Source organism: Limimaricola sp. AA108-03 (genome assembly GCF_050847355.1).
Classification (GTDB): Bacteria; Pseudomonadota; Alphaproteobacteria; order Rhodobacterales; family Rhodobacteraceae; genus Limimaricola.
In genome coordinates, this window is sequence record NZ_CP193755.1 from 1,623,093 (window position 1) to 1,648,401 (window position 25,309).

Genomic DNA, 25,309 nt, shown 5'->3' on the forward strand with positions numbered 1-25,309 from the left:
TTCCCCCATTTGCGCTATCACGCCGGACCTGACAGGGTCCGGCGCTTTGCCGACATCTGAGCGAAAGGACCGCCAATGAAGAGCCTGATCACCGCACTCGCCCTCGTTCCCCTCGCCGGTGGCGCCCTCGCCGGGCCGGGCCACGGCTCCGCCCAAGGCATCGGCGAACCGGGTGATCCTTCGGAGATCGACCGGATCGTCGAGATCGCCATGGACGAGATGAGCTATACCCCCGCCTCGTTAGAGGTCACCGCTGGCGAAACGATCCGCTTCGTCGTGAGCAACGAAGGCCGGCTGTTCCACGAGTTCAACCTCGGCACCCCCGACAGCTGGGCCGCGCATGAGGACGAGATGCAGGCGATGATGCGCAAGGGCATGATGAGCATGCGCCGCGTCGATCACGAGAAGATGCAGGAGATGGGCATGGCGCATGACGACCCCAACAGCGTGCTGCTGGAGCCGGGCGAGAGCGCCGAGATCGTTTGGACCTTTCCCGAGGACGGCCGGGTCGGCTACGCCTGCAACGTTCCGGGCCATCTCGAAGCCGGCATGAAGGGCGAGGTCGAGCTGGAAGCGAGCTGACACAATCCCGGAGCGGTGAGGTGCCCGCGCGGCCCGACCCGCGCGTCCGAGCGAGCAGGATGGCTTCGACAGCGGCTGAGCGCCCTGCCCCGATTGATGCAGATCAATGCGACACTGGCCCTGCCCCCTCATGGTTCGTGGTAGAAACGAGCCATGGAGACCAAGATGAACCGCATTGCATTCGGCCTGGCCCTGATCGCGGGCCCGGCCTCCGCCGATACGGAGGGCTATGGTTACGGGCACATGATGGGCTGGAGCGGCAGCGGCTTCGGCATGGTCTTCGGCCCGGTGCTCTGGCTGATCGTACTTGGCCTCGTGGTCGCCGGGGTGATCTGGCTGGTCCGGCGGCTCGATGATGGCGCCGGACCGGGCCGGAAATCCGGCGCGCTTGCCGAACTCGACATGCGTTTCGCCAAGGGCGAGATCGACCCGGAGGAATACGCCTCACGCAAGAAGCTGCTGAGCGACGCCTGACCCGCGGCTGCCGGTGCGAGGAGAAGAAAGACGGCCGCCCTTGGGCGGCCGTTCGATTCTCGGGCTTCGGCTTGGAAGGCCTTCAGCTGATGGCAGCGTGTACCTACCGACAGATCAATGGGCAGCGCCGAGGGTGGTTGCCGCTGTGCCATGGTCCGGCGCCGAATGATCGTGGTCGTGACCGTCATCATGCGCATCGCCGTGCATCGTCGCCGCCGCGACGCCGTGATGACCGACACCAACCGGCAGGCTGCTGGCATAGCTGCGCAGGGCGAGGTGAAAGACGGTCGCAAAGACGACGCCCAGCAGGATCATGAAGACCCAGTTCCGGCGGTGCAGGACATAGCCCTGACGGATCGCGAAGGCGAGCGAGGATACGAAGATGCCGATCGGCGCGATGTAGCTGGCGAAGATCGGGGTATCGTAGAAATGCTGCGCGGCCCCGGAGACCATGCCGATGCCGAGCGCGAGGAGCAGCGACACCGAGACGTATTTCAGGACGCTGTCACCGAGGATGCCTGTCTTGAAGAGCACCTCGTTGAGGTAGGAGCCGAAGGCGAACAACACCGCGCCGATGGCCATCAGGACAAGCGCATACTGCCGCATATCTGCCTGCGCCGCGTGCACGATGGAGCCCGAGATCAGGCCCATGCCGAGGAACATCAGCAGGTAGGAGAAATAGGGTTTGAACACGTTCCAGGGCGTGGTGAAGGTCACGTCGCCCGGTTGAGCATTGATCGACATCTGGTCGAAGCTTTCTCTGAGATTGAGGTTTTGGTTCGGTCCCCGCAAGCATGCCGGGACCGGGATCGTTCTGCATGGCGCCGTCCTGCGGGCGGTGGCCGGCCCGTGCCAGCGCATGCCGGTTGGCACGGCCAAGCCGGCCGACCGCTCGCATCGGACAGCAGAGAGCGCAGCCACCCGGAGGGAATGGCCGCAGCGGGCCCGCTTCAGTTCGCTGCGACGGCGAACTCGGTCATCATCCCGCTCGCGAGATGCGGCATCTGGTGGCAGTGCAGCATCCAGCGTGCCGCCTCGCCGGCATCGAGCGCCACGGTGACCGCAGCCATCGGAGGCACGTAGACCGTGTCACGCACCGCGCCCGAGAAGCGCTGGCCACCCGCCTCCACGACCTGGAACACGTGCCCGTGCAAATGCATCGGGTGACCCATGGACGACATGTTGTGGAAGGTCAGTTCGACCCTTTCGCCGGTGACGGCCGGGACCGGCTGGCGCTCGGCCCACGTCTTGCCGTCGATGGTCCAGACATAGGGCTGCATCTGCCCCCCCAGCATCACCATCTGCCGCCGTTCGGCGGCGCGCTCGGGCAGCGGCTGGGTGGCGCGCAGCGATCGCTCCTGCCCGAGATCCAGATCGAAGGCCGGCGCCGCGGTAGGTGCGGTGCCGTGTATCTTCTCGACCTGCGCCCCGGAGCTCGCCAACACGATCCCGGTGCGTTCGCGCGCGCCCTCGCGCAGCGCGAGGATCGGGAAGGCCCCGCCCGAGGACAGATCGATCTCGATGTCGAGCCGCTGCGCCATCGCCGCGCCGAAGCGACGCCCGGAGATCGGCTGCACGGCATGGCCGTCCACCGCCACCAGCCGCGCCTCTACCGCGCCGGTCTCGATCCAGAAGCTCGTCGCGGCGGCTGCGTTGATCACCCGCAGGAGCACCCGACCGCCCGGCTCGACCTGCACAAGCTCGGGGTCCGAGAGCGTGCGGTCGTTCGCCAGATAGGCATCGAAGTCGTAGTCGTTGAGATCGGCGGTCATCGCCATGCCGCCATGATCCATTCCGGCCATGGCTCCATGGTCCATCCCGGCCATGCCGCCGTGATCCATTCCCGGCATGCCGCTCATCGCGCCGTGGTCCATGCCGCCCGTCGCGCCCATCCCGGCCATGCCACCATGGTTCATGCCATGCATCGCCATGCCCGAGGTGATCTCCTCCATCACCTGCTCGGGCGATTTGAAGGAGAAGTCGTGCAGGAACATCACCACCTCCTGCCGGTCGGCGGCAAGGTCCTCGGCGCGGCGCACGATCAGCGGCGCGGCGAGAAGCCCGAGCTCCTGAAGCGGCAGGTGGCTGTGCATCCAGTGGGTCCCCGGCAACGGCGCGAAATCGTAGTCGCGGCTCTCGCCCGGGGCCAGCGGGGGCAGCGGCAGGTTCGGCACGCCGTCCTGGGCATTGGGCGGGATCTGCCCGTGCCAATGGATCAGCGTCTCGACATCGAGTTGGTTCTCGAGCCGCACCGCGAAGCGCTGGCCTGGATCGAGCGAGAGACCGGGCCGGTCATCCGGACCGAGCAGCCCCATGACGGTGGCGGCGCGGCCGTCGATGTCGAGCGTGCGCGTCATCGCTCGCAGAAGCAGCGGCTCCAGAGCTTGTGCGCGCCCGACGACGGGCATGGTGGCATATGCGGCCGCGGCCGCGCTGGTGGCGAGGAAGCCGCGACGGGAAAGGTGATGGGTCATATGTCTGAAATCCTTGCGGCGCATGGGCCGCGATGCGGGGGCGCCCGATCAATCGGGGGCGGTGGCGCGGGACTTCAGGCGTTCTGTGGAGGATGCCAGGGTGGCATGGGTGCCTGGCCCACCATCAGGATCGGAGCAAAGCCCGTCTCGACCGCTGTCCGTCGGGTCAGGCTACGATAGCCCTCGGGGCGCAGGGGGCGCAATCGTTCGGCAAGGCATAGCAAGGCACACTCGGTCGATCCGGCCTCTTCCGGAGGCGGGTCACCGTGCTCGGGCATCGAGAGATGATACGCGCCATGTCCCTGACCCTCGCCAAGGGCGGTCGCGGCGCTTGCCCCGGAAAGCGCGACGGACAGCATCAGCAGCCCTCCGAAGAGGACCGTCAGGAGCCGGGGAATCACATGTCGACGTCGCATCTTGAAAGGAGAAATGGCAGGTTCCGGCCCGGATACAAGTGGCTCGCATCCGGGGCGGAGCCGCGGCGGCGCTTCGCCGCCAAGGGATCACCTTCCGGCCGTCAATCGATGCCGTTCTCGCGCTGCAAGGCCCGCACGTAGGCGACGACGTTCGCCACATCCGCATCGGTCAGCCCTTCGACCGGAGGCATGTCCCCGAAGTCCCAGTGATGCGACCGCACGCCGTTGCGCACGGCGGCGAGGAAGGCGTAGTCGCCATGGTGGCTCGGCTCGTAGGTCTTGTGGACCAGCGGCGGCGCCACGCCGTTCTGCCCGGCGGCATTCTCGCCGTGGCAGTCGGCGCAAACCGCCTCGAAGGCGCGCTTGCCCATCTGCGCCTGCTCGGAGAGCTCCGCCGGCAGCGCCACCCGGACGATCGCCGCGCCCTGCGGGATCTCATCGGTGTCGGGCGGGCTCATGGAATGGCCGGCCATGTTGCTCGCGTCCGGACTCGATACGACCCAGAGCAAGCCGCCGGCAAGGAGGACGCCCATGGCGCCGAGAATGATCGTCTTGTTCATCGCTTCGTCTTTCGAATGGAGTGGGCCCGGCGCGCTCTGCGGACGCGCCGGCGCGCCAATTTCGGTGCGGTCAGCGCAGCTGCGCGACTTCGTCGGTCGCGGGCGTCACGGGCCGGGGCGTGGGGTCGAGCAGATAGGCCGCAATGGCGCGGCGGTCGCTCTCGTCGAGAAAACCGGTGCCCTGCTCCACCACCTCGGCCATCGAGCCCCCGAACACATCGCCCGAAGGAGTGATGCCGGTCTCCAGCGCATAGGCGAGCGCCGAGGCGGTCCAGCCGCCCTCGCGCAGCGCCTCCGCCCGGATCGACGGCGCCGCCGATCCGCCCGGCAAGTCGTCATTGCCGCCGAAGGGTGCCGCGTCGAGGCCCCCCATGAGGCCCCGGCCGGTATGGCATGCGCCGCAATGCGCCGCGCCCTCCACGAGCTCTCGTCCCCGGTTCCATGCCTCGGAGCGACCCAGCACCGGCGCGACATCCGAAGGCCTGAGCGCGGCCGCGCGCCAGAGCTTCAGCCCGGCCCGGACGCTGAAGGGAAAGCCGATGTCGCTCTCCGCCCGGGTCTCGGCCACCGCCGGCACCGTCGCCAGCGCGGCCCAGAGATCGGCGATGTCCTGATCCGAGAAGCCCGCATAGAACTCGAAGGGAAAGGCCGGGTAATAGGGCTCGCCCTCGGGCGACACTCCTTCCCGCAGCGCCCGGGCGAGATCGTCCGGGGTCCAGTTGCCGATGCCGTGCTGGAAATCGGGCGTGATGTTCGGCGGAACGAAGCTGCCGAATGGCGTGTCGAGCGGCGCGCCGCCCGCCAGCGCCGGACCATCGGCTGCCGTGTCGGTGTGACAGGCCACGCAGCCCGCCGCGCGCGCCAGATAGGCGCCGCGCCGGGCATCCCCATCGAGGGAGATCCTCGCATCCGCCTCGCCGATCGGCCATGCGCGCAGCCCGGCATAGCCGCCTCCGGCCAGGGCGGCTGCCAGCAGGACGCTTCTGAGCAGACCACGCATGCTCAGCTCCCCGCCCGGTAGCGGCCATGACAGGCCGCGCAGGTCTCGCCGATCCGGCGGAAGACGTCGGGCGCGGCGAGTGTCGCGTAGCCGGGCGTGGAGCTGCCCTCGGCCTTCGCGGCCGTGGCCCCCGGCACCTCCTGTTCCGCGCGTCTGCGCGGTTCGATGCCGAGAAGCTGCGCCACCGTGTATCCGGCGCCCGGGCCGGCTCGACCCGAAGTCTGGCCCGGCATCGCCATACCCTCGTGCCCCGCCATGGAACCGCCCATCGCCATGCCGGCATGGGGATCGGGCGCGGTCAGTCCGTTCGGAGCGGCCTTCACGAGACCCTCGGCATGGCGGCGCAACTCCTCGGCCAAGGCGTCGAACGTCTCGGGCTCCTGCCAGATGGCCTCCTTCGCGTAGGAGACCCCGTCCGTGCTGCCTTCCGGAAAGAGCCGGGTCATCTCCCTCCCGGCATGCGCCGCGATCGCGCGACCGGCCTCGACCACGCGCGCCGCGTCATAGGGCGCCTCTCCCCGCATCATCGGGGTCACGTCGCGCATGGCGTCGCGCATCGCGACCATCCCCTCCATGCGTTCGCGCACCACGCCCGTCGCGCCGCTATGCGCGAGCGCGGCCCCTGCCGCGACCAAGGTCGCCAGCGTGGCCATCGCCATCTTCTTTCTTGTCATACTGCCCTCGTCGACTGAGTCCGATTGTCCAGATCAGACCTTTCGACGAGGTGGAGGCAGCGCGATGTCGGGGTGTTGCGAAGGCGGTTCCGAGCCCGCGACCCCGAAGGTCATCCGGCCGGCCAGCCGCAGCGGCGGACTGGCAAGTGCGCCTTCGTCCGCCGGAACTATGATGCACCGCACGCTGGGATGACAGGCCGTGGATTGAGATGCAGGGCCGGAGAGAACGGGAACTGCGACGGAGGCGTGCTCCGCGTTTCCGTCTGCCACGTGGGCATGTTCCGGACCGGCAACCTCTCCCAGCCCCACGAGGAGCAGAAGCCAGCACAGGGACAACCCGATGATTTGCCTCAGCAGCATACGAGACGATGCCTTCTGCATGTTCAGCGCTCCGCCACGCTACGGCACCCGGTCGCGAGAGAGAAGCCGACACGTCGTCGGAAGCTGGGAAAGGGCGAGAACGCGCCGAAACTGCAACGCGGGGCAAGAGGGAAGCCCGTCCCCTTTCGAAAACAACAACCCAGGCAATCGCAGCCCGCGTTCCCTGCTGAATGGAGGACCGGCCGTGAATCCGCGCTCGGTCCGGATCCCGGCCGCTGCCGAATGCGCCTCTCTGCCGTGCGACGATGCCGCAAAAGCCCGCACCGCTGTCGACCCCATGCCGAAATCGACCTCTACCCCGAGACGGCGCTTCGGCCTTGCAATAACTCATGTCCCCGAGAACCGGATGCGTGCCGCCTGCATGAGTGGTGATCATCCGCTCGGAACGTTTCCGTCCCGGCCCTTTCTCATTGGGACATAGCGTTTCGCCATGCCTCTTTTTGTAGCAGGAATTGCGCCCTATTGTCGCCCGATTGGGCAGTAGTTTGACTGTTGAACAGCAGCCATGGGACCGACTGATGAAACTTCTGACCACCGCCTCGGCGCTTGCGATAAGTGCTCTCCTGTCCACCTCGGGCATGGCCACCGCCCAATCGGTGACCTTCGAGACCTATGACACCGATGGCGATGGCATGTTGTCCCGCAAGGAATGGGCCCGAGCTTCCGAAATCCGCAGCAAGCGCATTTTCCGGATGGCGTCGCAGGGCGACCGCTTCATCACCGAGGAAGAATTCGCCGAAGCCATCGACGACAGCCGCCTCACCCTGCGGCTCGCGGCGCTGCGGGACAAGGTGGAGAGCGAGGACGACGCGGAGGCGGTGGACGATCTGGAAGAGGAACTCCGCGAGATCCGCGACGAGTACAAGGATGCCATCCGCGAGTTGAAGGACGAGATCGCCGACGTCGGTGATGATGACGACGAAGCCCGGAGCGAGCTCGAGGACGCCCTCGCGGAGATCGAGGAGGAGGAGCGCGAGGCTCTGGCCGAGCTGGAGGACGAACGCCGAGGCATCGATCGGGACTTTGCAGAGGCTCTGCGCGAACTCGAGCAGGAGTTGAGGGACGCCGATCCGGGCGACCGCGCCGACGTGGAGGAGGAACTTCGCGAACTGGAAGCGGAAAAGGCCGAAGCCCTCGCCGAGCTTGAGGAAGAGAGCGAAGGCATCCTGAACGAGAAGCGCGAGGCCATCGCGGACCTGACCGAGGAACTTGCCGGGATCGACGAGGACCACGACGAGGCGCGGGCCGAGCTCCGCGAGCGGCTTCGTGAATTGAAGAAGGAACAGCGCGAAGCCATCCGGGACCTCGAGGAAGAGGCCGAGGACGTGGAACGTGATCGTGACGAGGACGAAGACGACCACGAGGAGGACGACCACGACGAGGACGATCACGACGAGGATGAGCGCGACGAGGACGATCACGACGAGGACGATCACGACGAGGACGAGCGCGACGAGGACGATCACGACGAGGACGAGCGCGACGAGGATGAGGACGACCGCGAGGACGCCACTGATGGCTCGGGCGCCAAAGCCGAGAAAAAGAGCAAGCGCGAGCTGAAGGCCGAGAAGCGCGAGAAGCGCAAGGCCGCGAAGAAAGAGCGTCGTGAGCGCGAGAAGGCTGAACGCCGCAACAAGCGCAAGCAGAGGGACAGCGACGACGAATAAGTCGCCATCGAGCCAAACTAACGGCGGCGGCGCTCTTGCGCCGCCGCCGTCGTTCGGGAACGTGCAGCGACGCAGCCATGCGGCAACATGATGGTGAGGAAACGGAAAGGCGCTCACCGGACGGGGGCGCTTTTCGTGCTTCGGCCAGGATCTTCGGCACGCTTCAGAGCCGTAGCCCTACCGGAGACCGGCCCGGTCCGGGGCCGCATGCTTCGGAGCCCTGCACGGTCATGCCGGGGAGCGGGTCGACGGTGGCGCCGACGCGTGCAAGGTTGGCGCGAAGCCGGCGCGATCCGGATGAGAGCCTCGGGGAGATGCGCGAGAAGATGAAGGACAGGGTGGTCGAACTCTATCGGGGCGCGACGCCGCGCGCGCATCGTTTTCGCTATTGGCTGCTCGGCTTCGACATCGTCGCGATCCTGTTCGTCGTGGTCACCTCCTTTACCGCCTATGGCCCATGGGTGCAGGGGCTCGACCTGCTCTTCGGCTCGGTGATCCTCGCCGATCTTGCGGCGCGGCTGTGGATCGCGCCCCGGCGGTGGCGGTTCCTGTGCTACCCCACCACGCTGGCCGATCTCGTCAGCGCAGCTTCCTTCTTCGCGCCGCTGGCGGGCGAGGGCTTTGCCTTCCTGCGGATCCTGCGCACCTTGCGGCTCTTGCACATGTTCCAGACCAAGGACCGGCTCAGGGCCGATTTCCGGTTCTTCCGGGACAATGAACAGCTGCTCGTCGCCGCGACCAATCTCGGCGTGTTCATCTTCGTGATGTCGGGCTTCGTCTTCGCGACCCAGCATCGTAGCAGCGCCGATATCGGCAACTATGCCGATGCGCTCTACTTCACCGTCACGGCGCTGACGACCACCGGGTTCGGCGACATCACCCTCGCGGGCACCGGCGGGCGGATGATCTCGGTCGCGATCATGATCTGCGGCGTCACGCTTTTCCTGCGGCTGGCGCAGGTGCTGTTCCGCCCCAGCAAGGTGCGGGTGACCTGCCAGACCTGCGGGCTTTTCCTGCACGATGCCGACGCGGTGCATTGCAAGCATTGCGGCAACACCATCAACATCAAGACAGATGGCCAGGTCTGACCTCTACCCGATGGTGACGCTCAACCCTGCCGGTCGACCGCCAGGGCGTCGAGATAGATCCGCACCGCGTCCTGCACGTGCCGGAAGCGGTCGCCGCCCAGATGCTTGCCGCCATACCAGCGGGTCACGATGATGAGGTGGTCGTGCAGCCCCTCGCGCTCGAGCATGCGCAGGATCACCATGCCGGCCCCGCTCTCGCCGTCATCGTTCTTCAAGGGACCGTCCGTCGCCAGCAGGGCCCAGCTGTTATGGGTGGCCTTGGCGAATTTCTTGCGGCGTTGCAGCTCCTTCAGAAGCAGCTTGGCCTCGGCGTCGGAGGTGCAGGGCGCGCCCGAAACGGCGTATTTCGAACCACGATCGCTGATGATGTTCTCAAGGACGCGCATGGGTGGGGCGTAGTATGCGGGGACCTCGGGGATCAAGCCGTTTCACCGGCGAGAGCCCGCTTCTGTGGGGCGCGCGGCTCGCCCTTTCGGCGACCGCCGGTGAACTGCTGCGCGACGCGGGCGGTCTCGTGGTGATCGCGTCGCATCCGGGCGACGAGATCCTGGGATGCGCGGCGCTGATCCACGGCGCGGTCCGGGCCGGGCTGCCGGTTCGGGTCATCTGCTTGACGCGCGGCACCGCCGTGGCGGCCCTGCAGGACGTCTCGACCGCTCTGTCGGGCCTTGCGCCGAAAGCGGTCCTGCATTGCTTTGACGAGCGGGAGGGGATGTTGACCTCGGGCGGGCGGCCATTCGACCTCGTCGCCGCAAAGGTCGCGGCCTGCCTTCCGGAGGAGGCTGCGGTACTGCTGCCTTGGCGCGAGGAGGCGCATCCCGACCGGCAAAGGGGTCATGCCATCGGCCGGGCCGCCATGGGCGAGACGCATCGGGCGCTGGCCTATCCGCTCGCAGGGCGGTTTCAGGCGACCGCGCCGGTGCCGCGCGCCATGCGTCTTCTCTCGGCCCCGCCGGCGGCGCTCGCCGCCAAGCGACGGGCGCTGGGCCTGCTGTCGACGATGCCGCTGGGGGAGATCGATGGCGACGTGCCACCGCTGCGCGAGCATTTCCTGACCCAGCCCGAGATCTTCATCCTCGATTGACGCGCGAGAACGATCCCGATGCGCGGGGCTCGACCGGTTCACTCCGGCCGGGACGCAACGAGATGCACCGAGACATAGCTCAGGCCGAGACGGCCATCCGGCAAGGCATGCTCGGCGCGCCAGCGCGCCTCTGCGGCGCGCAGGGCGCCCCGCCCCCAGCCGGCGCGGGCGTTGCCGGTGACGCCTGTGGCGCGCAGATGGCGCAGCAGCTGCGGCAGGTCGTCGAAACCCATCACCTCACGACGGGCCTCGATCGCGGCGATCCGCAGGCCGGGCGGCAGCAATTCCGGCCAATCCTCGGGGTCTGCATAGGAGAGCGGCGCGGGCGCGCCCAAGGCGGCGATCTCCGCGAAATGACCGCGCCCGAAGCCCCCGAGCAACAGGAATCCACCGGGGGCGAGATGCGCACAGAGCCGCGACAGCAGCGCCCGGGGATCGGCGATCCACTGGATCGTGGCGCCGGAGGCGATCAGGCCGAAACGCCCGTCGAGCGCCAGCCGCTCCACCGGCCCGGCGCGAAAGCCCGGGCGCAATTCGGGCGACAGATGCGCCGCCGCCTCGGCAAGAAGATCGTTGCTCAGATAGTCGCCGATCTCGAAGCGGGCGCGCAGCGCCTGGGTCAGCAGACCGGTGCCGCAGCCGAACTCGAACGCCCGATCGATGCGTGGCCCCGCCCCCTGCTCGGCCAGCATCTCGGCCAGGCGCGCGGCGCTACGGGCCTGTACCCGCGCCTCGGCGTGGTAGCTCGACAGCCCTCGGCGAAACGCCCGGGCGACACGCTCGCAGGACGGGGTCACGAAAGCACCTCGTCCCAGCTCGTCCAGCCGCGAAACGGCGCATGTGGTGCCTCGACCTCGCGCAGCGGCACATCGGCGAAGGCCCGGCGCAGATTGGGGGCCGGAAAGACATGGTCGCGCGTCGCGATCAAAGCCGCGTCCCATGCCGCAGCCGGTGCCGGGCCGCGCGCCGCGACGACGTCCAACTCGGCGCGCAGGGCGTCGATGTCGGGGGCCGCCACGGGGGGGGCGCCGGCGCGGTCGAGAAACGCCGCGAGCGTCGTCTCGTCCAGGCGATCGCGGGTGCGCGCGAAGATCGCGGGCGGGATGCCGAGGCGGCGGTCGACCGGGTTCGGGCTGCCGCAGATCGCGACACGGCGATGGAACGGGTCCGCGCGCCCGGCCTGCCAATGGGCATAGGCCGCCACCCCGAACGACCACGCGACGAGGCTGCGCCGCGCATAGCCCGATAGCGAAGGCAGCTCGGCGTCGAGATCGCGCCAATCCTCGACGAACAGGACGTCGCGGTCATCGCCGAGATGCCGGAACGCAGCGGCCCCGGCGGCCCAGCCGCCGAACAGCACCACCACCTGCCCTGCCCGCTCCGATCCGCTGAGCCAGCGCCAACGCATCGGCCTAGAGGATCTCCGCCAGGCGGATCATCGCGGCACTCACCTGCCCGACCTCTTCCGGCGACAGGACGTAGGGCGGCATGGCATAGATGTTGCGCCCGAAGGGCCGCAGCCAGACCCCGGTTTCGCGCGATACCGGATGCGCGCGGTCGGCGCTGACCTCGTGGTCCATCTCGATCACCGCGATCGCGCCCAGCACCCGGACATCCGCGACGCCCGGAAGCGATCTCGCTGGCGCGAGCTCGGCCTCCATCTGCCAGGCGATGCCCGCCACGCGGTCGCGCCATTCGCCATCCGCCATCAGGTCGAGGCTGGCGCAGGCGGCGGCACAGGCGAGCGGATTGCCCATGAAGGTGGGCCCGTGCATGAAGAGCCCCGGCTTACCGGAGCCGATGCGCCGCGCCACTTCGCCCGAGGCCATCACCGCGGCAAAGGACAGGTGCCCGCCGGTCAGCGCCTTGCCCAGGCACATGATGTCCGGGGTGACCCCGGCCAGATCGGCCGCGAACAGCGCGCCGGTCCGACCGAAGCCGGTGGCGATCTCGTCGAAGATCAGCAGGATCCCCAGCTCGTCGCAGAGCTTGCGCGCCCGGCGCAGATACTCGGGGTGGTAGAAGCGCATGCCCCCCGCCCCCTGTACCACCGGCTCCAGGATCAGCCCGGCGATCTGGTCGCCATGCTCGTGCAGCAGCCGCGACAGGCCCGCGACGCCGTTGGCCTCGTCGTCCTCGGGCCAGTCCTCAGACATGGTCACCGGCGGCTGCGGTACGAAATACTGGATGTTGAGCGCCCCCTCGAACAGGTGGTGCATGCCGTTCACCGGGTCGCAGACGCTCATCGCCTTCCAGGTATCGCCGTGATAGCCGCCGCGCGGCGTGGCAAAGCGTGTGCGGCCCGGATTTCCGGCGGCGAGCTGGTGCTGCACCGCCATCTTCATCGCCACCTCGACCGCGACCGAGCCGCTGTCGCAGTAGAACACGTGGTCGAGCCCCTCGGGCGTCATCTCGACCAGGCGGCGCCCCAGCTCGACCGCCGGGCGATGGGTGAGCCCGCCGAACATCACATGCGGCAGCCGGTCGATCTGTGCCTTCATCGCCGCCGTGATCGCGGGGTGCCGATGGCCGTGGATCGCGCACCACCACGACGACATGGCATCGATCATCCGCGTGCCGTCGTCGAGCGTGATCCACGCCCCTTCGGCGCGCTCGACCATGTAGGTCGGACCCGGCGCCATGACGTTGGTATAGGGATGCCACAAATGGCGGCGGTCGAAATCGGCGTCGGTCATGCCGCCTCCATCGCGCGGCGGATCGCGGCCATGTCGATCGCCGCGAAGGCATCCCGCAGGCCGTCGCCATCGAGCGGATCGAGCGGCCCGACCCGGCCCAGATGCGTCACCTCGCCCATCTCGGCGATGGTGCGCTCGACGCGGGGCGCGGCCTCGCCCGAAAAGATCACCCCGGCCACGGGCACCCCGGCCCCGCGCAGCGCCGCCAGCGACAGCAGCGAATGGTTGATGGTCCCGAGCGCTGTGCGCGCGACCAGCACCACCGGCGCGCCCCAGCGGGCAAAGAGATCGAGGAAGGTGGTTCGGTCGTCGAGCGGCACCATCAGCCCGCCCGCCCCCTCGACCACCAGCGGCCGGGGGGTGTCGGGCAGCCTCAGCGCCTCGACGTCGATCCGCACCCCTTCGGCCTCGGCCGAGATATGCGGGCTGGCCGGGAGTTCGAGCCGCACCGCCTCTGGCAGCACCGGCGCACCGGCGAGCCGCGCCACGATCTCGCTGTCGGTCTCCTCCTCGAGGCCCGACTGCACCGGCTTCCAGTAATGCGCGCCGAGGGCCTGGACGAGGCCCGCCGAGACCACGGTCTTGCCGATGCCGGTATCGGTGCCGGTGACGACGATCGGTTTCATGCGGCGGCCTTTCGGATGTCCGCGAGATCGGCGAAGAGCGCGTCGATCTCGTCCGTGCTGACATTGGGGGTGATCGAGACGCGCAGCCGTGCCGTGCCGCGCGGCACGGTGGGCGGGCGGATCGCGCGCACGTCGTGGCCGCGCGCCTGCAAGGCTTGGGCCAGCGCCAGCGCCTCGGCATCGTCGCCGATCAGCACCGGCAGGATCTGCGTTCCGAATGCGCCGAGGCCACCGAGTCGCGCGGCCTCATGCGCGTGGCTGATGCTGCGCCAGGCCGCCTCGCGCAGCTCGGGCCGCTCCGCGACCAGCCGCAGCGCCGCGCGCATGACAGCGGCGTCGAGCGGCGATGGCGCGGTCGAGAAGATGAAGTTGCGGGCGCGGTTGACCAGCGTGTCGATCAGCACCGGATCGCCGCAGATCAGCCCGCCGGCCCCGCCGAGCGCCTTGCCGCAGGTGTGCAGGCTGACCAGATCGACCGAAGGGTCGAGCCCGTGCGCCCGGCCCTGCCCCTGCGCGCCGTAAAGCCCGGTCGCATGCGCCTCGTCGACAACCAGCACCGCGCCGTCTTCGGCCGCGACGGCGGCGAGGTCATCGAGCGGCGCGAGATCACCTTCCATCGAATAGAGGCTCTCGCAGGCGATCCACGCCCGGCCGGTACCGCCGGCGGCGCGCCAAGCCCGTAGTGCGTCGCGTGCGGCGTCGGCGTCGTTATGAACAAAGCTCTGCGTCTCGGCCCGGCCGAGACGCATTCCGTCATGGGCGCTGGCATGGACCAGCGCGTCGTGCAGCACGAGATCGCCCTGCATCGGCAGGCTCGAGAAGATCGCCACGTTGCCGGGAAACCCCGCCCCCATGTAGAGCGCCGCCGGCGCTCCGAAGAACGCCGCCGCCTCTTCCTCCAATGCCGCGTGCTCTACGTCGTTGCCGCGCAACAGCCGCGAGCCGCCGGAACCTGTGGCCACGCCCCGGTCCAGCGCCGCGCGCGCCGCCGCGCGCAGCATCTCGGAACTCGCCAGCCCGAGGTAGTCGTTCGAGGAAAAGTCCCGCCCCGCACGGGGCATCAGCGCCCGCCTGCGGCCGCGCGCGCCGAGCGCTTCGAGCGCCTCGGCGTGGCGCGGAAAGCCGGGGCGGCCCCGTGAGGCCGCCGCGCTCATCGCGCCCCGGTCTCGCCCAGTTCCATCGGCTCCAGCCCGAGCCGTCCGAACAGGACGGAATCCTTGTCCTCGCCCGGGTTCTCGGCGGTGAGCAGCACGTCGCCCGAGAAGATCGAGTTGGCGCCCGCGAAGAAGCACAGCGCCTGCGTCTCCTCGCTCATCGCGGTGCGCCCGGCCGAGAGCCGCAGATGCGCCTTGGGCATCAGGATGCGCGCCAGCGCGATGACGCGGACGAAGTCGATCCCGTCGACCGGCTCGGCATCGGCGAGCGGCGTGTCGGGCATCGGCATCAGCTGGTTGATCGGTACGCTGTCGGGATGCTCTTCGAGATTGGCGAGGGCCAGCAGCATGTCGATCCGGTCCATCTCGGTCTCGCCCATGCCGAGGATGCCGCCGGAGCAGACCTTGATCCCGGCCTCGCGCACGCGGTTGAGCGTGTCGATCCGGTCGGCAAAGGTCCGGGTGGTGATCACCTCGGGGTAATAGCGCTCGGAGGTGTCGATGTTGTGGTTGTAGTAGTCGAGCCCCGCGCCCTTGAGCCGGATCACTTGGTCGTCGTCCAGCATGCCCAGCGTCATGCAGGTTTCCATGCCCATGGCGCGCACGCCCTCGACCATGGCGACCAGCTGGTCCATGTCGCGCTCCTTGGGCGAGCGCCAGGCCGCGCCCATGCAGAAGCGGGTCGAGCCCTGCTCCTTGGCGCGGCGCGCCTCGGAGAGCACGCGCTCGACCTCGATCAGCTTCGAGGCCGGTAGATGCGAGCCGTTGCGGGCCGACTGGCTGCAATAGGCGCAATCCTCGGCGCAACCGCCGGTCTTGATGTTCGACAGCCGGCTGCGCTGAACCTTGTTGGGGTCGAAGTTCTGCCGATGCACGGTCTGCGCCTGGAACAGCAGGTCGTTGAACGGCTGGTCGAAGATCGCCTGCGCCTCGGCGCGGGTCCAGTCGTGGCGGATGGGGCTGGCGTCGGTCAAGGCAGTTCCCGCTCTTCTCGGAAGTGTTGCCGACTTCTAGGCCCCCCTGTGCTGCGGGTCAAACGGGTTCGACCCGCAGCACCCCGGCGCCCTGCCCGTCGTGGCGCGTAATGGTGGCGCTGGGAAAGCCCTACGGCCTGCGCTAGTGAAGCGCGAGGACCCACGCTGCGGTTGAGGAGCACGCGGAGATGACCCCCAGCATCGCCCGGCCATCGCGCACCGCGCCGCTCTATGCCGCCCTCTGGATGATGGGCGCCGTGGCGGCCTTCACCTCGATGGCGATTGCCGGCCGGGCCGTGTCGATCGAGCTCGACACCTTCGAGATCATGGCGTGGCGGTCGCTGATCGGCATGGCGATCGTCGCCCTCGTCCTGAGCCTCGGGCATCGCTGGCACGAGATGACGCCGCGCCGCCCCGGCCTGCATCTGGCACGCAACATCGCCCATTTCAGCGCCCAGAACCTGTGGTTCTATGCCCTCGCTTCGCTGCCCTTGGCGCAGGTCTTCGCCTTCGAATTCACCGCACCGCTCTGGGTGCTGGTGCTGTCGCCGCTGCTTCTGGGCGAAAGGCTGACGCGGCCGCGCGCCATCGCGGCGATCCTCGGCTTTATCGGGATCGTGATGGTCGCGCGTCCCGGCGCCGCGCCGCTCAGCCCCGCGCTTCTGGCCGCGGCGGGCTGCGCCGTGGGATTTGCCTTGACCTACATGCTGACCCGGCGTCTCACGGCGGAGGCCCCGGTGGCCTGCATCCTATGGTGGATGACCGCGAGCCAGACGGTGCTCGGCTTGGCCTGCGCCGGGGTCGATGGCGCCATCGCCGCCCCGTCGCAGTCGACTCTGCCCTGGATCGGCGTGATCGCCGCGGCTGGTCTCGGCGCGCATTTCTGCATCGCCAACGCGCTGCGCCTCGCTCCCGCGACGCTGGTGATGCCGTTCGACTTCCTTCGCCTGCCTGTCATTGCGATGATCGGGCTGGTGCTCTACGGCGAACCCGTCGGCCCGCTGATGCTGATCGGCGCCATGCTGATCCTCGGCGGCAACTACCTGAACATTCGAGCCGAAGCGCGGCGCCCGACTAACGCCTAGGTAGATCCGAAGCAGCCGGGCCGCGACGCATCGAACAGCGTTCGACGATCGACCCGCTTAGCAGCGGCTTGTCTCACGGCAGAAAGGGAAAATGGCGCACCCGAGAGGATTCGAACCTCTGGCCTCTGCCTTCGGAGGGCAGCGCTCTATCCAGCTGAGCTACGGGTGCCGATGCGGGATCGATAGGGGAAAGCGGGAGCGGGCGCAACGGCTTTTCGCACCCGCCCCCGCGTCAAGCGATGCTCAGGCGAAGAGCTCGTGGCACAGCTCAAGCGCCTCGACCAGGCGGTCGATCTCGGCTTCGGTGTTGTAGAGACCGAAGGAGGCGCGGCAGGTGGCGCCGAGGCCAAGATGCGCCATCAACGGCATCGCGCAATGGGTGCCCGCGCGCACCGCGATGCCCTTCTTGTCCAGAACGGTCGAGATGTCGTGCGCATGCGCGCCGCCCTCGATGGTCAGCGAGAAGATCGCGCCCTTCCCGGCCGATTTGCCCTGGATGTCGAGCCAGTTCAGCCCCTTGAACCGGCCGATCGCATGGTCGCGCAGGCGCCGCTCATGCGCGGCGATGTTCTCCATCCCCACGCCCATCATCCAGTCCAGGGCCACCCCCATGCCGATGGTCGAGACGATCGAGGGCGTGCCGGCCTCAAACTTCATCGGCGGCACGTTGTAGGTGACCGTGTCGCGCGTGACCTGATCGATCATGTCGCCGCCGCCCATGAAGGGGCGCATCTCGGCCATGCGCTCGCGGCGAACATAGATCGCGCCAGAGCCCGAGGGGCCATAGAGCTTGTGACCGGTGATCGCATAGAAATCGCAGCCGATCTCCTGCACGTCGACCGGTATGTGCACCGCCGCCTGGCTGCCGTCGACCAGCACCGGCACGCCCTTTGCATGCGCGCCGTCGCAGATCGCCTTCACGTCGACCACCGTGCCCAGCACATTGGACATGTGGGTGATGGCGACCAGCTTCGTCTTCGGCCCGATCGCGTCGATCACCGCCTGCGGGTCGAGGTCGCCATTGGCATCCACGTCCACCCACTTGATCACCACGCCCTGCCGCTCGCGCAGGAAGTGCCACGGCACGATGTTGGCGTGATGCTCCATGATCGACAGCACGATCTCGTCGCCGGGCTCCATGCGCGGCATCGCCCAGCCATGGGCGACCATGTTGATGCCCTCGGTGGTGCCGGTGTTGAGGATGATCTCCTCCTGGCTCGCCGCGCCGAGAAACTTGCGCACCACGTCGCGGGTGCCCTCGTATCTCTCAGTCGAGATGGTCGAAAGCGTGTGCAGCCCGCGATGCACGTTGGAGTATTCATGCGCATAGCCGCGGGTGATCGCGTCGATCACCACCTGCGGCTTCTGCGCCGAGGCGCCGTTGTCGAGATAGACCAGCGGCACGCCGTTGATCTCGCGCGAGAGGATCGGGAACTGGGCCCTGATCTCTTCGACATCATACATTGGTCAGTCCTCCCTGGGCGGTCAGCCCGGTGAGCGCCAGCAGCAGCGCGAGCGCCGTGCCGATGGCGATGAAGGCAAGGAACAGCGCCACCGTGGCGCGGCCGACGCTGCGAAAACCGTGCAGCACTTGAACGAAGCGCGCGAGGCACCAGAACAGCCAGACCAGCCCGGCCAGCCCGACCAGACCCGCAAGCGGCGGCAGCACCAGGATCAGCACGCCCTGCACCAGCCGCAACGCCATGGCCAGCACCTCGAGCCAGACCACGAGCGCCAAGGCGGGTCCGAAACTCCCGACACCGCCCAGCAACCGGCCCGTGGCGGTCACGCCGCCGGCGAGCAGCACCAGAGACGCCCCGAGAAGCCCGGCATAGCCAAAGGGCGACAGGCCGAACGCGCCCTCGGTGTCCATGGGCATCACCGGCATCGCGCCCTGGATGAGCGCGGTCACCACGACGCTGACGCAAGTGACGAGCACCAAGGCCTGCCAGGTGGCGGTCGAACCGGGAAACCCGCGCAGGAGCCGCGCCGCGGCCTCGGCCGGGGCGCGCAGGCTCAGCCGCAAAAGATCCGTCAGATAGCTCCACATGGTCTCAGCCCCGCCCCGTGACGGCGGCGCGCAGACCCTGCGCCCAGAACCAGAAAAAGGCGGCGATCCAAATCGCACCCACGAGTTGAGCGCCCGGGCCGAACCCGTTCAGGCCGGTCTGCAGCCCGTAGAGAAGCCCAGCCGGGGTTGCCGCGAGAAAGGCCCAGAACAGCGCCAGCCGCGCCGAGAAGGCGGAGATCCCGCGTCCCGCGAACCGCAGGGCGAGAAAGCTCAGCCCCGCGATGGCATAGAACATCAATGGCCAGAAGAAGATCCAGGCCACAAGCTCGTAGGCGACGAGCTTCGACAGCTCGTCACCGGTCTCATGCGCCACCCGCGCCAGACGCGGCCATTGCGCCACGAAGATCAGCCCGCAGCCCGCCATCAGGAAGGCGATGGCCCGATCCTCGCGCCGCCCCTGGTCGAGCAGGTCGGCCACGACCCGGCGCGGGTGGCGCCAGGTCCTCAGGATGTCCGAGGACACCGCCATCTCAGCGGCGCCGCTCGAGCCAGCCCGCGAGCTGCGTGCGCAGCGTCTCGGCCAGATCCTCGTCCTCGATCTCGGCCAGCGCCTCGGCAACGAAGGCCAGAACCAGCAGGTCCTGCGCCTTGTCCTCGGGGATACCGCGCGACTTCAGGTAGAACAGCGCCGTTTCGTCGATCGCACCCGAGGTCGAGCCGTGGCTGCACTGCACGTCGTCGGCATAGATCTCCAGCTCCGGCTTGGCGAGGAAGTTGGCGTCCTCGTCCAGCAGCAGCGACTGGCTGATCTGGTAGCCATCGGTCTTCTGCGCGTCCGGCTGCACGAGGATCTTGCCCTGGAACACGCCGGTGGCGCCGTTCCGAAGCACCTTCTTGAACACCTGACGGCTTTCGCAGTTCACCGCGTCATGGGTGATGAACACGGTATCGTCGTGGTGGAAATCGCGCCCGTCGCCAAGCGCGGCCCCGGCCACATGCGCCACCGCGTCGTCGCCCTTGAGCGTGATGATCACCTCGTTGCGGGTCATCATGCCATTGAGCGAAAGCGTGAAGCTCTTGAAGGTGCTCTCTTCGCCCAACCGCGCGAAGACATGGGTGGCGGCGCGACGCTCGTGGTCACGGCCCTGCATCCGCACATGGTGGAACACCCCGCGATCGGCGATGTCCACTTCCATGCCGGTGTTGAGCCGCGAGGCCCCGACACCGCTTTCCAGAAGCGTCAGTTCGGCGCCGTCTTCGACGCGCACCATGTGCCGCAGCACCGCCTCGGCCGTATCGTCCGAACGGCGATACTCGACATGCACGGGCTTCGACACCTTGCCGGTGGCGCGCAGTACCACGCCGTCCTCGGCGAAGGCGGTGTTGAACGTGGCGAAGGGCCGATCGACGCGATCTTGGCCGGCCGTCTCAAGAACGCCCAGCAAACCCTTGATCCAATGGATGTCCTTGGTCACGGCGTCAGCAAAGCGCTCGATCTCCAGACCTTCCTGCGACAGCGCGTCGGAGGCGTCGGCGTCGAACACGCCATCGGTGAAGACCACACGAAGGACGTCCGTGTCATCGAAGCCCGGCGCGTCGAGCGCGATCTCGGCGCGCGGCGTCTCGGGCTTCAGGAACTCCGCCGGGTTGGTGAAGCGCCAGTATTCGTCGCGGCGCTGGGGCAGCCCCATGCCGGTCAGGCGGTCCAGCGCATCCTGCCGCGCTTCGCGCGCCCAGCCCGCGCCGCCCTCGGGGATCTGCATCCCCGACAGGCGCGCCTCGGTGGCGTCGGATTTCGCTTGTGCGAGCGCCATTACTGCACCTCGTCCATCAGGTCGGCATAGCCGTTCTTCTCGACCTCGAGCGCCAGCTCGGGACCGCCCGACTTCACGATGCGGCCGTTCGCCATGATGTGGACGACATCCGGCGTGATGTGATCGAGCAGGCGCTGGTAGTGGGTGATCACGAGGAAGCTGCGGCCCTCGTTGCGCAGCGCGTTGACGCCGTCGGAGACGAGTTTCATCGCGTCGACGTCGAGGCCCGAGTCGGTCTCGTCGAGGATGCACATCTTCGGCTCGAGTACCGCCATCTGCAGGATCTCGTTGCGCTTCTTCTCACCGCCAGAGAAGCCGACATTGACGGGACGCTTCAGCATCTCGGCGTCGATCTTCAGGTCCTTGGCCTTCTCGCGCACGATCTTGAGGAACTCGGCCGCCGAGGCCTCCTCCTCGCCGCGCGCCTTGCGCTGCGCGTTGTAGGCGGTGCGCAGGAAGGTCATGTTGCCGACGCCCGGAATCTCGACCGGGTACTGGAACGCGAGGAAGAGACCGGCGGCAGCGCGCTCCTCGGGCTCCATGTCGAGGAGGTCGATGCCTTCCAGCTCGGCCGAGCCTTCGGTCACTTCATAGCCATCGCGGCCCGACAGCACGTAGGACAGCGTCGACTTGCCCGAGCCGTTCGGCCCCATGATCGCATGTACCTGACCCGCGCCGACCTCGAGGTCGACGCCCTTCAGGATCTGCTTGTCCTCTTCTTCAAGTTTGACCTTCAGGTCTTTGATCTTCAGCATTTATTTCTCCTTCCGCATCACTTCCTGCGGGTGAATGTCTCAAGGATCCAGGTCAGGTCGTCCGCCGGGATCGGTGTGGGGTCGAGGGCGAACTCGGCCATCCGGCCATGCATCGCCACCGGGGCGCCGTAACGTTCGACCTCGTGATAGATCGGTCGCTCGGCATAATCGTCGAAGAACAGCCGCACCGGACGGGTGATCCGGAACAGCGTGGTCAGGAAACAGGCCGCGCGAAACCGCCCGTCGACCAGCACCACGTCGGGATGGACGAAATCGTCGCGATCCCAGACCGTGGTCGGGTAGCGGTGGAACCGCCGCCAGGTCGCGGCCTCGTCCGCCGGCTGGCCCCACTTGCCCGTGGGGCCGATATCGCCGTGATGCAGATGCACCGTGGCCTCCGGCGGGCTGGCCTCGAACCAGCGGTTCAGCTCCGCGATATAGGCGCGGTCGCTCTCGACGGCGAAGACGGTCCGTCCCGGCAGCAGCGCCGCCATCGCGGTCGAGCCGCCCGAGCCGTATTCGAGGATCGCGGTCGCACCCTCATAAGCCGCGCCAAGGGCGCGGGCCTCCGCCTCCGGAAAGGCGAAGTCCGGGGGCGCGACCAGATCCATCAGCCGACCGAGCCTTCCAGCGAGATCGCGACGAGGCTCTGCGCTTCCATGGCGAATTCCATCGGCAGCGCCTGCAGCACCTCCTTGCAGAAGCCGTTGACCACGAGGGCCACCGCCTCCTCCTCGTCCATACCGCGCTGGCGACAGTAGAACAGCTGCTCGTCATCGACCTTCGAGGTGGTCGCCTCGTGTTCGACGCGGGACGAGTTGTTCTTGACCTCGATATAGGGGACGGTGTGCGCCCCGCACTTGTCGCCGATCAGAAGGCTGTCGCACTGGGTGTAGTTGCGGCTTTCCTTGGCCTTGGGGTGCATCGAGACGAGGCCGCGATAGGTGTTCTGCGCCTGACCGGCCGAGATGCCCTTGGAGACGATGCGCGACTTGGTGCGCTTGCCCAGATGGACCATCTTGGTGCCGGTATCGGCCTGCTGGTGGTTGTTGGCGATGGCGATCGAGTAGAATTCGCCTTGGCTGTCATCGCCGCGCAGGATGCAGGACGGGTACTTCCAGGTCACGGCGGAGCCGGTTTCCACCTGCGTCCACATCACCTTGGCCCGGTCGCCACGGCAATCGGCGCGCTTGGTGACGAAGTTGTAGATGCCGCCCTTGCCGTCCTCGTCGCCCGGATACCAGTTCTGCACCGTGGAGTATTTCACCTCGGCGTCTTCTTCGACGATGATCTCCACCACGGCCGCGTGCAGCTGCGCGGTGTCACGCTTGGGCGCGGTGCAGCCTTCGAGGTAGGACACGTAGGAGCCCTTGTCGGCGATGATCAGCGTCCGCTCGAACTGGCCGGTGTTTTCGGCATTGATGCGGAAATAGGTCGAGAGCTCCATCGGGCAGCGCACGCCCGGCGGCACGTAGACGAAGGAGCCGTCCGAGAACACGGCCGAGTTCAGCGTCGCGTAGAAGTTGTCGGACTGCGGCACCACGGTGCCGAGATACTTCTTCACCAGCTCGGGATGCTCGCGGATCGCCTCGGAGATCGAGCAGAAGATCACGCCCGCCTTTTCCAGCTCCTTCTGGAAGGTCGTGCCGACCGAGACGCTGTCGAACACCGCGTCGACGGCGACCTTGCGCTCGCCATCGGCGGGGGCGGCGTTCTCGGCGCCCTCGACGCCGGCGAGGATCATCTGTTCCTTCAGCGGGATGCCGAGCTTCTTGTAGGTCTCGAGCAGCTTGGGATCGACCTCGTCGAGCGATTTCGGCTTCACCTCCATGCTCTTGGGGCGCGCGTAGTAGAAGATGTCCTGGAAATCGATCTTGGGGTAGTTGACCATCGCCCAGTTCGGCTCGTCGAGCTTTTCCCAGCGCGCGAAGGCCTGCAGACGCCATTCGGTCATCCACTCGGGCTCTTCGTTCTTCTCCGAGATCAGCCGCACGATGTCGGGATTCACGCCCTTTGGGGCGTAATCCATCTCGATCTCGGTGTTCCAGCCGTGCTTGTAGGTGCCCGAGAGCTTGGCCACGGCATCGACGGTCTCCTGGTCGACGCCTTCCTTGGCTTCCTTGGTCATGTCCTGCTCGAGGATCGCCATGACGGTCTCCTTTTCCATCTCACGCCGCGCGGGCGCGCATTTTCCTGTAGGCCGAGCTCCAGGCCTCCGCGAAACGCGAAACCTCGTCCTCGGTCGTTTCCACTCCGAGCGAGACGCGGATCGCCGATCCTGCCAGCTCGCTGTCGTATCCCATTGCGGTGAGCACCCGGCTGGCGCGCACCTTGCCGCTCGAACAGGCCGATCCGGCGGAGATCGCGATCCCGGCGAGGTCCATCGCCATCACCTGGGTCTCGCCCTTCCAGCCCCGGGCCGCGAAGCAGCTCGTATTGGGCAGACGCGCGGCGCCTCTGCCCGCAAAGATAAGATCGGGCGCGGCGTTTTCCACCGCCCCTTCCAACTTGTCGCGCAGGGTTGAAACCCTGTCCCAGACACCGGTTTCGAGATCGCGCTGCGCGGCCTTGGCCGCCGCCGCCATGCCGGCGATGCCGATCACGTTCTCGGTGCCGGCGCGGCGGCCCATCTCCTGCCCGCCGCCTCTGATCCGCGCCGCCAGATCGGTGCCGCGCCTGAGGATCAGCACGCCGATCCCCTTGGGGCCGCCGAACTTGTGGGCCGAAAGGATCGCCATGTCGAGCCCCGACCAGTCAAAGGCGAAGGGCACGCGGCCGAAGCCCTGCGTGATGTCCGACAAGGCGAGGCCCCGGGGCAGATCCTGCAGCACGCCGGTCTCGGAATTGGCAAGCTGCAGCACCGCGCGGCCGGGCTCGGCCACCTCGACATGGCCCTGCCGGTCCACCGGCAGCGCGTCCGAGACCCATGCCGCGACGGCATCATGCTCGACCGCCGCACCGTCGAGATCGCGCCCCTCGAGCGCCAGAGCCGCCGCCTCGGTGGCGCCGGAAACGAAGACGATATCGGCCGCGGCGGCGCCCGCCGCCTCGGCGATCTCGGCGCGGGCGCGTTCGACGATCGCCTTCGCGGCGCGGCCCTCGGCATGCACCGAGGACGGGTTGCCCGTGACCTCCATCGCCGCGAGCATCGCCTCGCGCGCTTCCGCCCGCAGCGGCGCGGTGGCGTTGTGATCGAGATAGATCCGGCTCATCCGTCCACCACCTGGAACAGGTTCGGCACGGCGGGACAAGGCGCGAGACCGTTGCAGGTCACGTCCGAAAGCCGGGTCTGGTGCAGGAACACGTAGACATGCGCCGACAGCCCCTCCCACAACCGGTTGGTCAGGGATTGGGCGCGGCTGCCAGAGGCGCCGCCGGAGGCGCCCGCGCCCTTGTGCATGGCACTCACCGTCTCGTCGACCGCGGCGAGGATCTCGACCACGCGGATCTCGGAAGACGGCCGCGCCAGACGATAGCCGCCACCCGGCCCGCGCACCGACTCGACCAGACCGTCGCGCCGCAGCTTGACGAAAAGCTGTTCGAGATAGGGGAGCGAGATGTCCTGACGCTTGGAGATCTCTCCGAGCGTGATCAGCGTGCCCGCAGGCTGGAGAGCCATGTCGGCCAGCGCCACCATGGCATAGCGCCCCTTGGTCGACAGCTTCATCGCGTACCGCTCCGTTCCGACACCCGCTGGGGCATTGCCACCCCCCGTCGGGGCATTCTCACCCTCTGGAAAGGGCATTCTCATTGACGCCGCTGGGGGGTCTGGTTAACTCCCAACAGCCGCTCCG

At 67.9% G+C, this 25,309-nt stretch carries 28 protein-coding genes and 1 tRNA gene; 6 read left to right on the forward strand and 23 right to left on the reverse strand.

All coding sequences use genetic code 11. The features are described from left to right. The first annotated feature begins 75 nt into the window (after window positions 1-75). On the forward strand, window positions 76-582 hold the full coding sequence (locus ACRAQ3_RS07980) for a cupredoxin domain-containing protein (protein WP_432254243.1): 507 nt from the start codon (window positions 76-78) through the stop codon (window positions 580-582). A gap of 165 nt (window positions 583-747) precedes the next feature. Further along, the gene (locus ACRAQ3_RS07985) at window positions 748-1,056 is read left to right on the forward strand and encodes an SHOCT domain-containing protein (protein WP_432254244.1); all 309 of its coding nucleotides are present in this window, start codon (window positions 748-750) and stop codon (window positions 1,054-1,056) included. Window positions 1,057-1,170: 114 nt separating this feature from the next. On the opposite strand, the gene ACRAQ3_RS07990 is transcribed toward ACRAQ3_RS07985, so the two are convergent. The 6 genes from ACRAQ3_RS07990 to ACRAQ3_RS08015 all read right to left on the reverse strand — a co-directional run bounded on the left by ACRAQ3_RS07990 (window position 1,171) and on the right by ACRAQ3_RS08015 (window position 6,180). Then, window positions 1,171-1,800, reverse strand: a complete 630-nt coding sequence (locus tag ACRAQ3_RS07990; protein WP_432254245.1) for a hypothetical protein — start codon at window positions 1,798-1,800, stop codon at window positions 1,171-1,173. A 206-nt stretch (window positions 1,801-2,006) separates the two neighbouring features. Continuing rightward, window positions 2,007-3,530: a multicopper oxidase family protein gene (locus tag ACRAQ3_RS07995; protein ID WP_432254246.1), complete on the reverse strand. Its 1,524-nt coding sequence runs from the start codon at window positions 3,528-3,530 to the stop codon at window positions 2,007-2,009. Window positions 3,531-3,604: 74 nt separating this feature from the next. Further along, entirely contained in the window at window positions 3,605-3,889 is a 285-nt protein-coding gene (locus ACRAQ3_RS08000) for a hypothetical protein (RefSeq protein ID WP_432254247.1), read from the reverse strand. A 158-nt stretch (window positions 3,890-4,047) separates the two neighbouring features. Beyond that, on the reverse strand, window positions 4,048-4,506 hold the full coding sequence (locus tag ACRAQ3_RS08005) for a c-type cytochrome (protein ID WP_432254248.1): 459 nt from the start codon (window positions 4,504-4,506) through the stop codon (window positions 4,048-4,050). Window positions 4,507-4,576: 70 nt separating this feature from the next. Further along, the gene (locus ACRAQ3_RS08010; protein WP_432254249.1) at window positions 4,577-5,506 is read right to left on the reverse strand and encodes a cytochrome C; all 930 of its coding nucleotides are present in this window, start codon (window positions 5,504-5,506) and stop codon (window positions 4,577-4,579) included. Between the two features lie 2 nt (window positions 5,507-5,508). After that, window positions 5,509-6,180, reverse strand: a complete 672-nt coding sequence (locus tag ACRAQ3_RS08015) for a c-type cytochrome (protein WP_432254250.1) — start codon at window positions 6,178-6,180, stop codon at window positions 5,509-5,511. Window positions 6,181-7,079: 899 nt separating this feature from the next. On the opposite strand from ACRAQ3_RS08015, the gene ACRAQ3_RS08020 reads away from it, so the two are divergent. Continuing rightward, window positions 7,080-8,228 carry a hypothetical protein gene (locus ACRAQ3_RS08020; RefSeq protein ID WP_432254251.1) on the forward strand — a complete coding sequence of 383 codons (1,149 nt, stop codon included), beginning with the start codon at window positions 7,080-7,082 and terminating at the stop codon, window positions 8,226-8,228. A gap of 314 nt (window positions 8,229-8,542) precedes the next feature. After that, window positions 8,543-9,316 carry a potassium channel family protein gene (locus ACRAQ3_RS08025; RefSeq protein WP_432254252.1) on the forward strand — a complete coding sequence of 258 codons (774 nt, stop codon included), beginning with the start codon at window positions 8,543-8,545 and terminating at the stop codon, window positions 9,314-9,316. Window positions 9,317-9,336: 20 nt separating this feature from the next. Here ACRAQ3_RS08025 and ACRAQ3_RS08030 read toward each other — a convergent pair whose 3' ends face one another. Further along, the gene (locus ACRAQ3_RS08030) at window positions 9,337-9,702 is read right to left on the reverse strand and encodes a YigZ family protein (protein WP_269398247.1); all 366 of its coding nucleotides are present in this window, start codon (window positions 9,700-9,702) and stop codon (window positions 9,337-9,339) included. Window positions 9,703-9,716: 14 nt separating this feature from the next. Between ACRAQ3_RS08030 and ACRAQ3_RS08035 the strand changes: the two genes are divergently transcribed. After that, window positions 9,717-10,400: a PIG-L deacetylase family protein gene (locus ACRAQ3_RS08035; RefSeq protein ID WP_432254253.1), complete on the forward strand. Its 684-nt coding sequence runs from the start codon at window positions 9,717-9,719 to the stop codon at window positions 10,398-10,400. Between the two features lie 38 nt (window positions 10,401-10,438). On the opposite strand, the gene ACRAQ3_RS08040 is transcribed toward ACRAQ3_RS08035, so the two are convergent. The 6 genes from ACRAQ3_RS08040 to bioB are packed head-to-tail and all read right to left on the reverse strand — an operon-like array spanning window position 10,439 to window position 15,850. After that, window positions 10,439-11,197 carry a methyltransferase domain-containing protein gene (locus ACRAQ3_RS08040; RefSeq protein WP_432254254.1) on the reverse strand — a complete coding sequence of 253 codons (759 nt, stop codon included), beginning with the start codon at window positions 11,195-11,197 and terminating at the stop codon, window positions 10,439-10,441. Further along, window positions 11,194-11,808: a pimeloyl-ACP methyl esterase BioG family protein gene (locus ACRAQ3_RS08045; protein ID WP_432254255.1), complete on the reverse strand. Its 615-nt coding sequence runs from the start codon at window positions 11,806-11,808 to the stop codon at window positions 11,194-11,196. The genes ACRAQ3_RS08040 and ACRAQ3_RS08045 overlap by 4 nt, the downstream gene beginning before the upstream one ends. A 4-nt stretch (window positions 11,809-11,812) precedes the next feature. Next, window positions 11,813-13,096, reverse strand: a complete 1,284-nt coding sequence (gene bioA / locus ACRAQ3_RS08050; protein WP_432254256.1) for an adenosylmethionine--8-amino-7-oxononanoate transaminase — start codon at window positions 13,094-13,096, stop codon at window positions 11,813-11,815. Then, window positions 13,093-13,722: a dethiobiotin synthase gene (gene bioD / locus ACRAQ3_RS08055; protein WP_432254257.1), complete on the reverse strand. Its 630-nt coding sequence runs from the start codon at window positions 13,720-13,722 to the stop codon at window positions 13,093-13,095. The genes bioA and bioD overlap by 4 nt, the downstream gene beginning before the upstream one ends. Further along, entirely contained in the window at window positions 13,719-14,876 is a 1,158-nt protein-coding gene (locus ACRAQ3_RS08060) for an aminotransferase class I/II-fold pyridoxal phosphate-dependent enzyme (protein ID WP_432254258.1), read from the reverse strand. The genes bioD and ACRAQ3_RS08060 overlap by 4 nt, the downstream gene beginning before the upstream one ends. Next, on the reverse strand, window positions 14,873-15,850 hold the full coding sequence (gene bioB, locus ACRAQ3_RS08065; protein ID WP_432254259.1) for a biotin synthase BioB: 978 nt from the start codon (window positions 15,848-15,850) through the stop codon (window positions 14,873-14,875). The genes ACRAQ3_RS08060 and bioB overlap by 4 nt, the downstream gene beginning before the upstream one ends. Window positions 15,851-16,038: 188 nt before the next feature. On the opposite strand from bioB, the gene ACRAQ3_RS08070 reads away from it, so the two are divergent. Next, on the forward strand, window positions 16,039-16,935 hold the full coding sequence (locus ACRAQ3_RS08070; protein ID WP_432254260.1) for a DMT family transporter: 897 nt from the start codon (window positions 16,039-16,041) through the stop codon (window positions 16,933-16,935). Window positions 16,936-17,027: 92 nt separating this feature from the next. On the opposite strand, the gene ACRAQ3_RS08075 is transcribed toward ACRAQ3_RS08070, so the two are convergent. From ACRAQ3_RS08075 to ACRAQ3_RS08120, 10 genes are all read right to left on the reverse strand, one after another. After that, window positions 17,028-17,104 (reverse strand) — tRNA-Arg (locus ACRAQ3_RS08075). Between the two features lie 74 nt (window positions 17,105-17,178). Then, entirely contained in the window at window positions 17,179-18,399 is a 1,221-nt protein-coding gene (locus ACRAQ3_RS08080; RefSeq protein WP_432254261.1) for a cysteine desulfurase, read from the reverse strand. Next, window positions 18,392-18,985 carry a YIP1 family protein gene (locus ACRAQ3_RS08085; RefSeq protein ID WP_432254262.1) on the reverse strand — a complete coding sequence of 198 codons (594 nt, stop codon included), beginning with the start codon at window positions 18,983-18,985 and terminating at the stop codon, window positions 18,392-18,394. The genes ACRAQ3_RS08080 and ACRAQ3_RS08085 overlap by 8 nt, the downstream gene beginning before the upstream one ends. A gap of 4 nt (window positions 18,986-18,989) precedes the next feature. Further along, window positions 18,990-19,475: a hypothetical protein gene (locus tag ACRAQ3_RS08090; protein ID WP_432254263.1), complete on the reverse strand. Its 486-nt coding sequence runs from the start codon at window positions 19,473-19,475 to the stop codon at window positions 18,990-18,992. 1 nt (window position 19,476) lies between these two features. Continuing rightward, entirely contained in the window at window positions 19,477-20,760 is a 1,284-nt protein-coding gene (gene sufD / locus ACRAQ3_RS08095; RefSeq protein ID WP_432254264.1) for a Fe-S cluster assembly protein SufD, read from the reverse strand. Then, window positions 20,760-21,515 carry a Fe-S cluster assembly ATPase SufC gene (gene sufC, locus ACRAQ3_RS08100; RefSeq protein ID WP_269397250.1) on the reverse strand — a complete coding sequence of 252 codons (756 nt, stop codon included), beginning with the start codon at window positions 21,513-21,515 and terminating at the stop codon, window positions 20,760-20,762. The genes sufD and sufC overlap by 1 nt, the downstream gene beginning before the upstream one ends. Window positions 21,516-21,532: 17 nt before the next feature. Further along, entirely contained in the window at window positions 21,533-22,126 is a 594-nt protein-coding gene (locus ACRAQ3_RS08105; RefSeq protein ID WP_432254265.1) for a hypothetical protein, read from the reverse strand. Then, entirely contained in the window at window positions 22,126-23,664 is a 1,539-nt protein-coding gene (sufB, locus tag ACRAQ3_RS08110) for a Fe-S cluster assembly protein SufB (protein ID WP_269397248.1), read from the reverse strand. Before sufB ends, ACRAQ3_RS08105 begins: the two co-directional genes overlap by 1 nt. A 19-nt stretch (window positions 23,665-23,683) precedes the next feature. Further along, complete coding sequence (locus ACRAQ3_RS08115) at window positions 23,684-24,727, reverse strand: cysteine desulfurase family protein (protein ID WP_432254266.1); 1,044 nt, start codon at window positions 24,725-24,727, stop codon at window positions 23,684-23,686. Next, window positions 24,724-25,182 carry an Rrf2 family transcriptional regulator gene (locus tag ACRAQ3_RS08120; RefSeq protein ID WP_085897232.1) on the reverse strand — a complete coding sequence of 153 codons (459 nt, stop codon included), beginning with the start codon at window positions 25,180-25,182 and terminating at the stop codon, window positions 24,724-24,726. Before ACRAQ3_RS08120 ends, ACRAQ3_RS08115 begins: the two co-directional genes overlap by 4 nt. Between the last annotated feature and the right edge of the window lie 127 nt (window positions 25,183-25,309).

Excerpts from the sequence above, each read along its gene's own strand:
- ACRAQ3_RS07980 (WP_432254243.1), top strand. The coding sequence starts at position 76 with ATGAAGAGCCTGATCACCGCACTCGCCCTCGTTCCCCTCGCCGGTGGC.
- ACRAQ3_RS07985 (WP_432254244.1), top strand. The coding sequence starts at position 748 with ATGAACCGCATTGCATTCGGCCTGGCCCTGATCGCGGGCCCGGCCTCC.
- ACRAQ3_RS07990 (WP_432254245.1), bottom strand. The coding sequence starts at position 1,800 with ATGTCGATCAATGCTCAACCGGGCGACGTGACCTTCACCACGCCCTGG.
- ACRAQ3_RS07995 (WP_432254246.1), bottom strand. The coding sequence starts at position 3,530 with ATGACCCATCACCTTTCCCGTCGCGGCTTCCTCGCCACCAGCGCGGCC.
- ACRAQ3_RS08000 (WP_432254247.1), bottom strand. The coding sequence starts at position 3,889 with ATGCTGTCCGTCGCGCTTTCCGGGGCAAGCGCCGCGACCGCCCTTGGC.
- ACRAQ3_RS08005 (WP_432254248.1), bottom strand. The coding sequence starts at position 4,506 with ATGAACAAGACGATCATTCTCGGCGCCATGGGCGTCCTCCTTGCCGGC.
- ACRAQ3_RS08010 (WP_432254249.1), bottom strand. The coding sequence starts at position 5,506 with ATGCGTGGTCTGCTCAGAAGCGTCCTGCTGGCAGCCGCCCTGGCCGGA.
- ACRAQ3_RS08015 (WP_432254250.1), bottom strand. The coding sequence starts at position 6,180 with ATGACAAGAAAGAAGATGGCGATGGCCACGCTGGCGACCTTGGTCGCG.
- ACRAQ3_RS08020 (WP_432254251.1), top strand. The coding sequence starts at position 7,080 with ATGAAACTTCTGACCACCGCCTCGGCGCTTGCGATAAGTGCTCTCCTG.
- ACRAQ3_RS08025 (WP_432254252.1), top strand. The coding sequence starts at position 8,543 with ATGCGCGAGAAGATGAAGGACAGGGTGGTCGAACTCTATCGGGGCGCG.
- ACRAQ3_RS08030 (WP_269398247.1), bottom strand. The coding sequence starts at position 9,702 with ATGCGCGTCCTTGAGAACATCATCAGCGATCGTGGTTCGAAATACGCC.
- ACRAQ3_RS08035 (WP_432254253.1), top strand. The coding sequence starts at position 9,717 with ATGCGGGGACCTCGGGGATCAAGCCGTTTCACCGGCGAGAGCCCGCTT.
- ACRAQ3_RS08045 (WP_432254255.1), bottom strand. The coding sequence starts at position 11,808 with ATGCGTTGGCGCTGGCTCAGCGGATCGGAGCGGGCAGGGCAGGTGGTG.
- bioA (WP_432254256.1), bottom strand. The coding sequence starts at position 13,096 with ATGACCGACGCCGATTTCGACCGCCGCCATTTGTGGCATCCCTATACC.
- bioD (WP_432254257.1), bottom strand. The coding sequence starts at position 13,722 with ATGAAACCGATCGTCGTCACCGGCACCGATACCGGCATCGGCAAGACC.
- ACRAQ3_RS08060 (WP_432254258.1), bottom strand. The coding sequence starts at position 14,876 with ATGAGCGCGGCGGCCTCACGGGGCCGCCCCGGCTTTCCGCGCCACGCC.
- ACRAQ3_RS08070 (WP_432254260.1), top strand. The coding sequence starts at position 16,039 with ATGACCCCCAGCATCGCCCGGCCATCGCGCACCGCGCCGCTCTATGCC.
- ACRAQ3_RS08080 (WP_432254261.1), bottom strand. The coding sequence starts at position 18,399 with ATGTATGATGTCGAAGAGATCAGGGCCCAGTTCCCGATCCTCTCGCGC.
- ACRAQ3_RS08085 (WP_432254262.1), bottom strand. The coding sequence starts at position 18,985 with ATGTGGAGCTATCTGACGGATCTTTTGCGGCTGAGCCTGCGCGCCCCG.
- ACRAQ3_RS08090 (WP_432254263.1), bottom strand. The coding sequence starts at position 19,475 with ATGGCGGTGTCCTCGGACATCCTGAGGACCTGGCGCCACCCGCGCCGG.
- sufD (WP_432254264.1), bottom strand. The coding sequence starts at position 20,760 with ATGGCGCTCGCACAAGCGAAATCCGACGCCACCGAGGCGCGCCTGTCG.
- sufC (WP_269397250.1), bottom strand. The coding sequence starts at position 21,515 with ATGCTGAAGATCAAAGACCTGAAGGTCAAACTTGAAGAAGAGGACAAG.
- ACRAQ3_RS08105 (WP_432254265.1), bottom strand. The coding sequence starts at position 22,126 with ATGGATCTGGTCGCGCCCCCGGACTTCGCCTTTCCGGAGGCGGAGGCC.
- sufB (WP_269397248.1), bottom strand. The coding sequence starts at position 23,664 with ATGGCGATCCTCGAGCAGGACATGACCAAGGAAGCCAAGGAAGGCGTC.
- ACRAQ3_RS08115 (WP_432254266.1), bottom strand. The coding sequence starts at position 24,727 with ATGAGCCGGATCTATCTCGATCACAACGCCACCGCGCCGCTGCGGGCG.
- ACRAQ3_RS08120 (WP_085897232.1), bottom strand. The coding sequence starts at position 25,182 with ATGAAGCTGTCGACCAAGGGGCGCTATGCCATGGTGGCGCTGGCCGAC.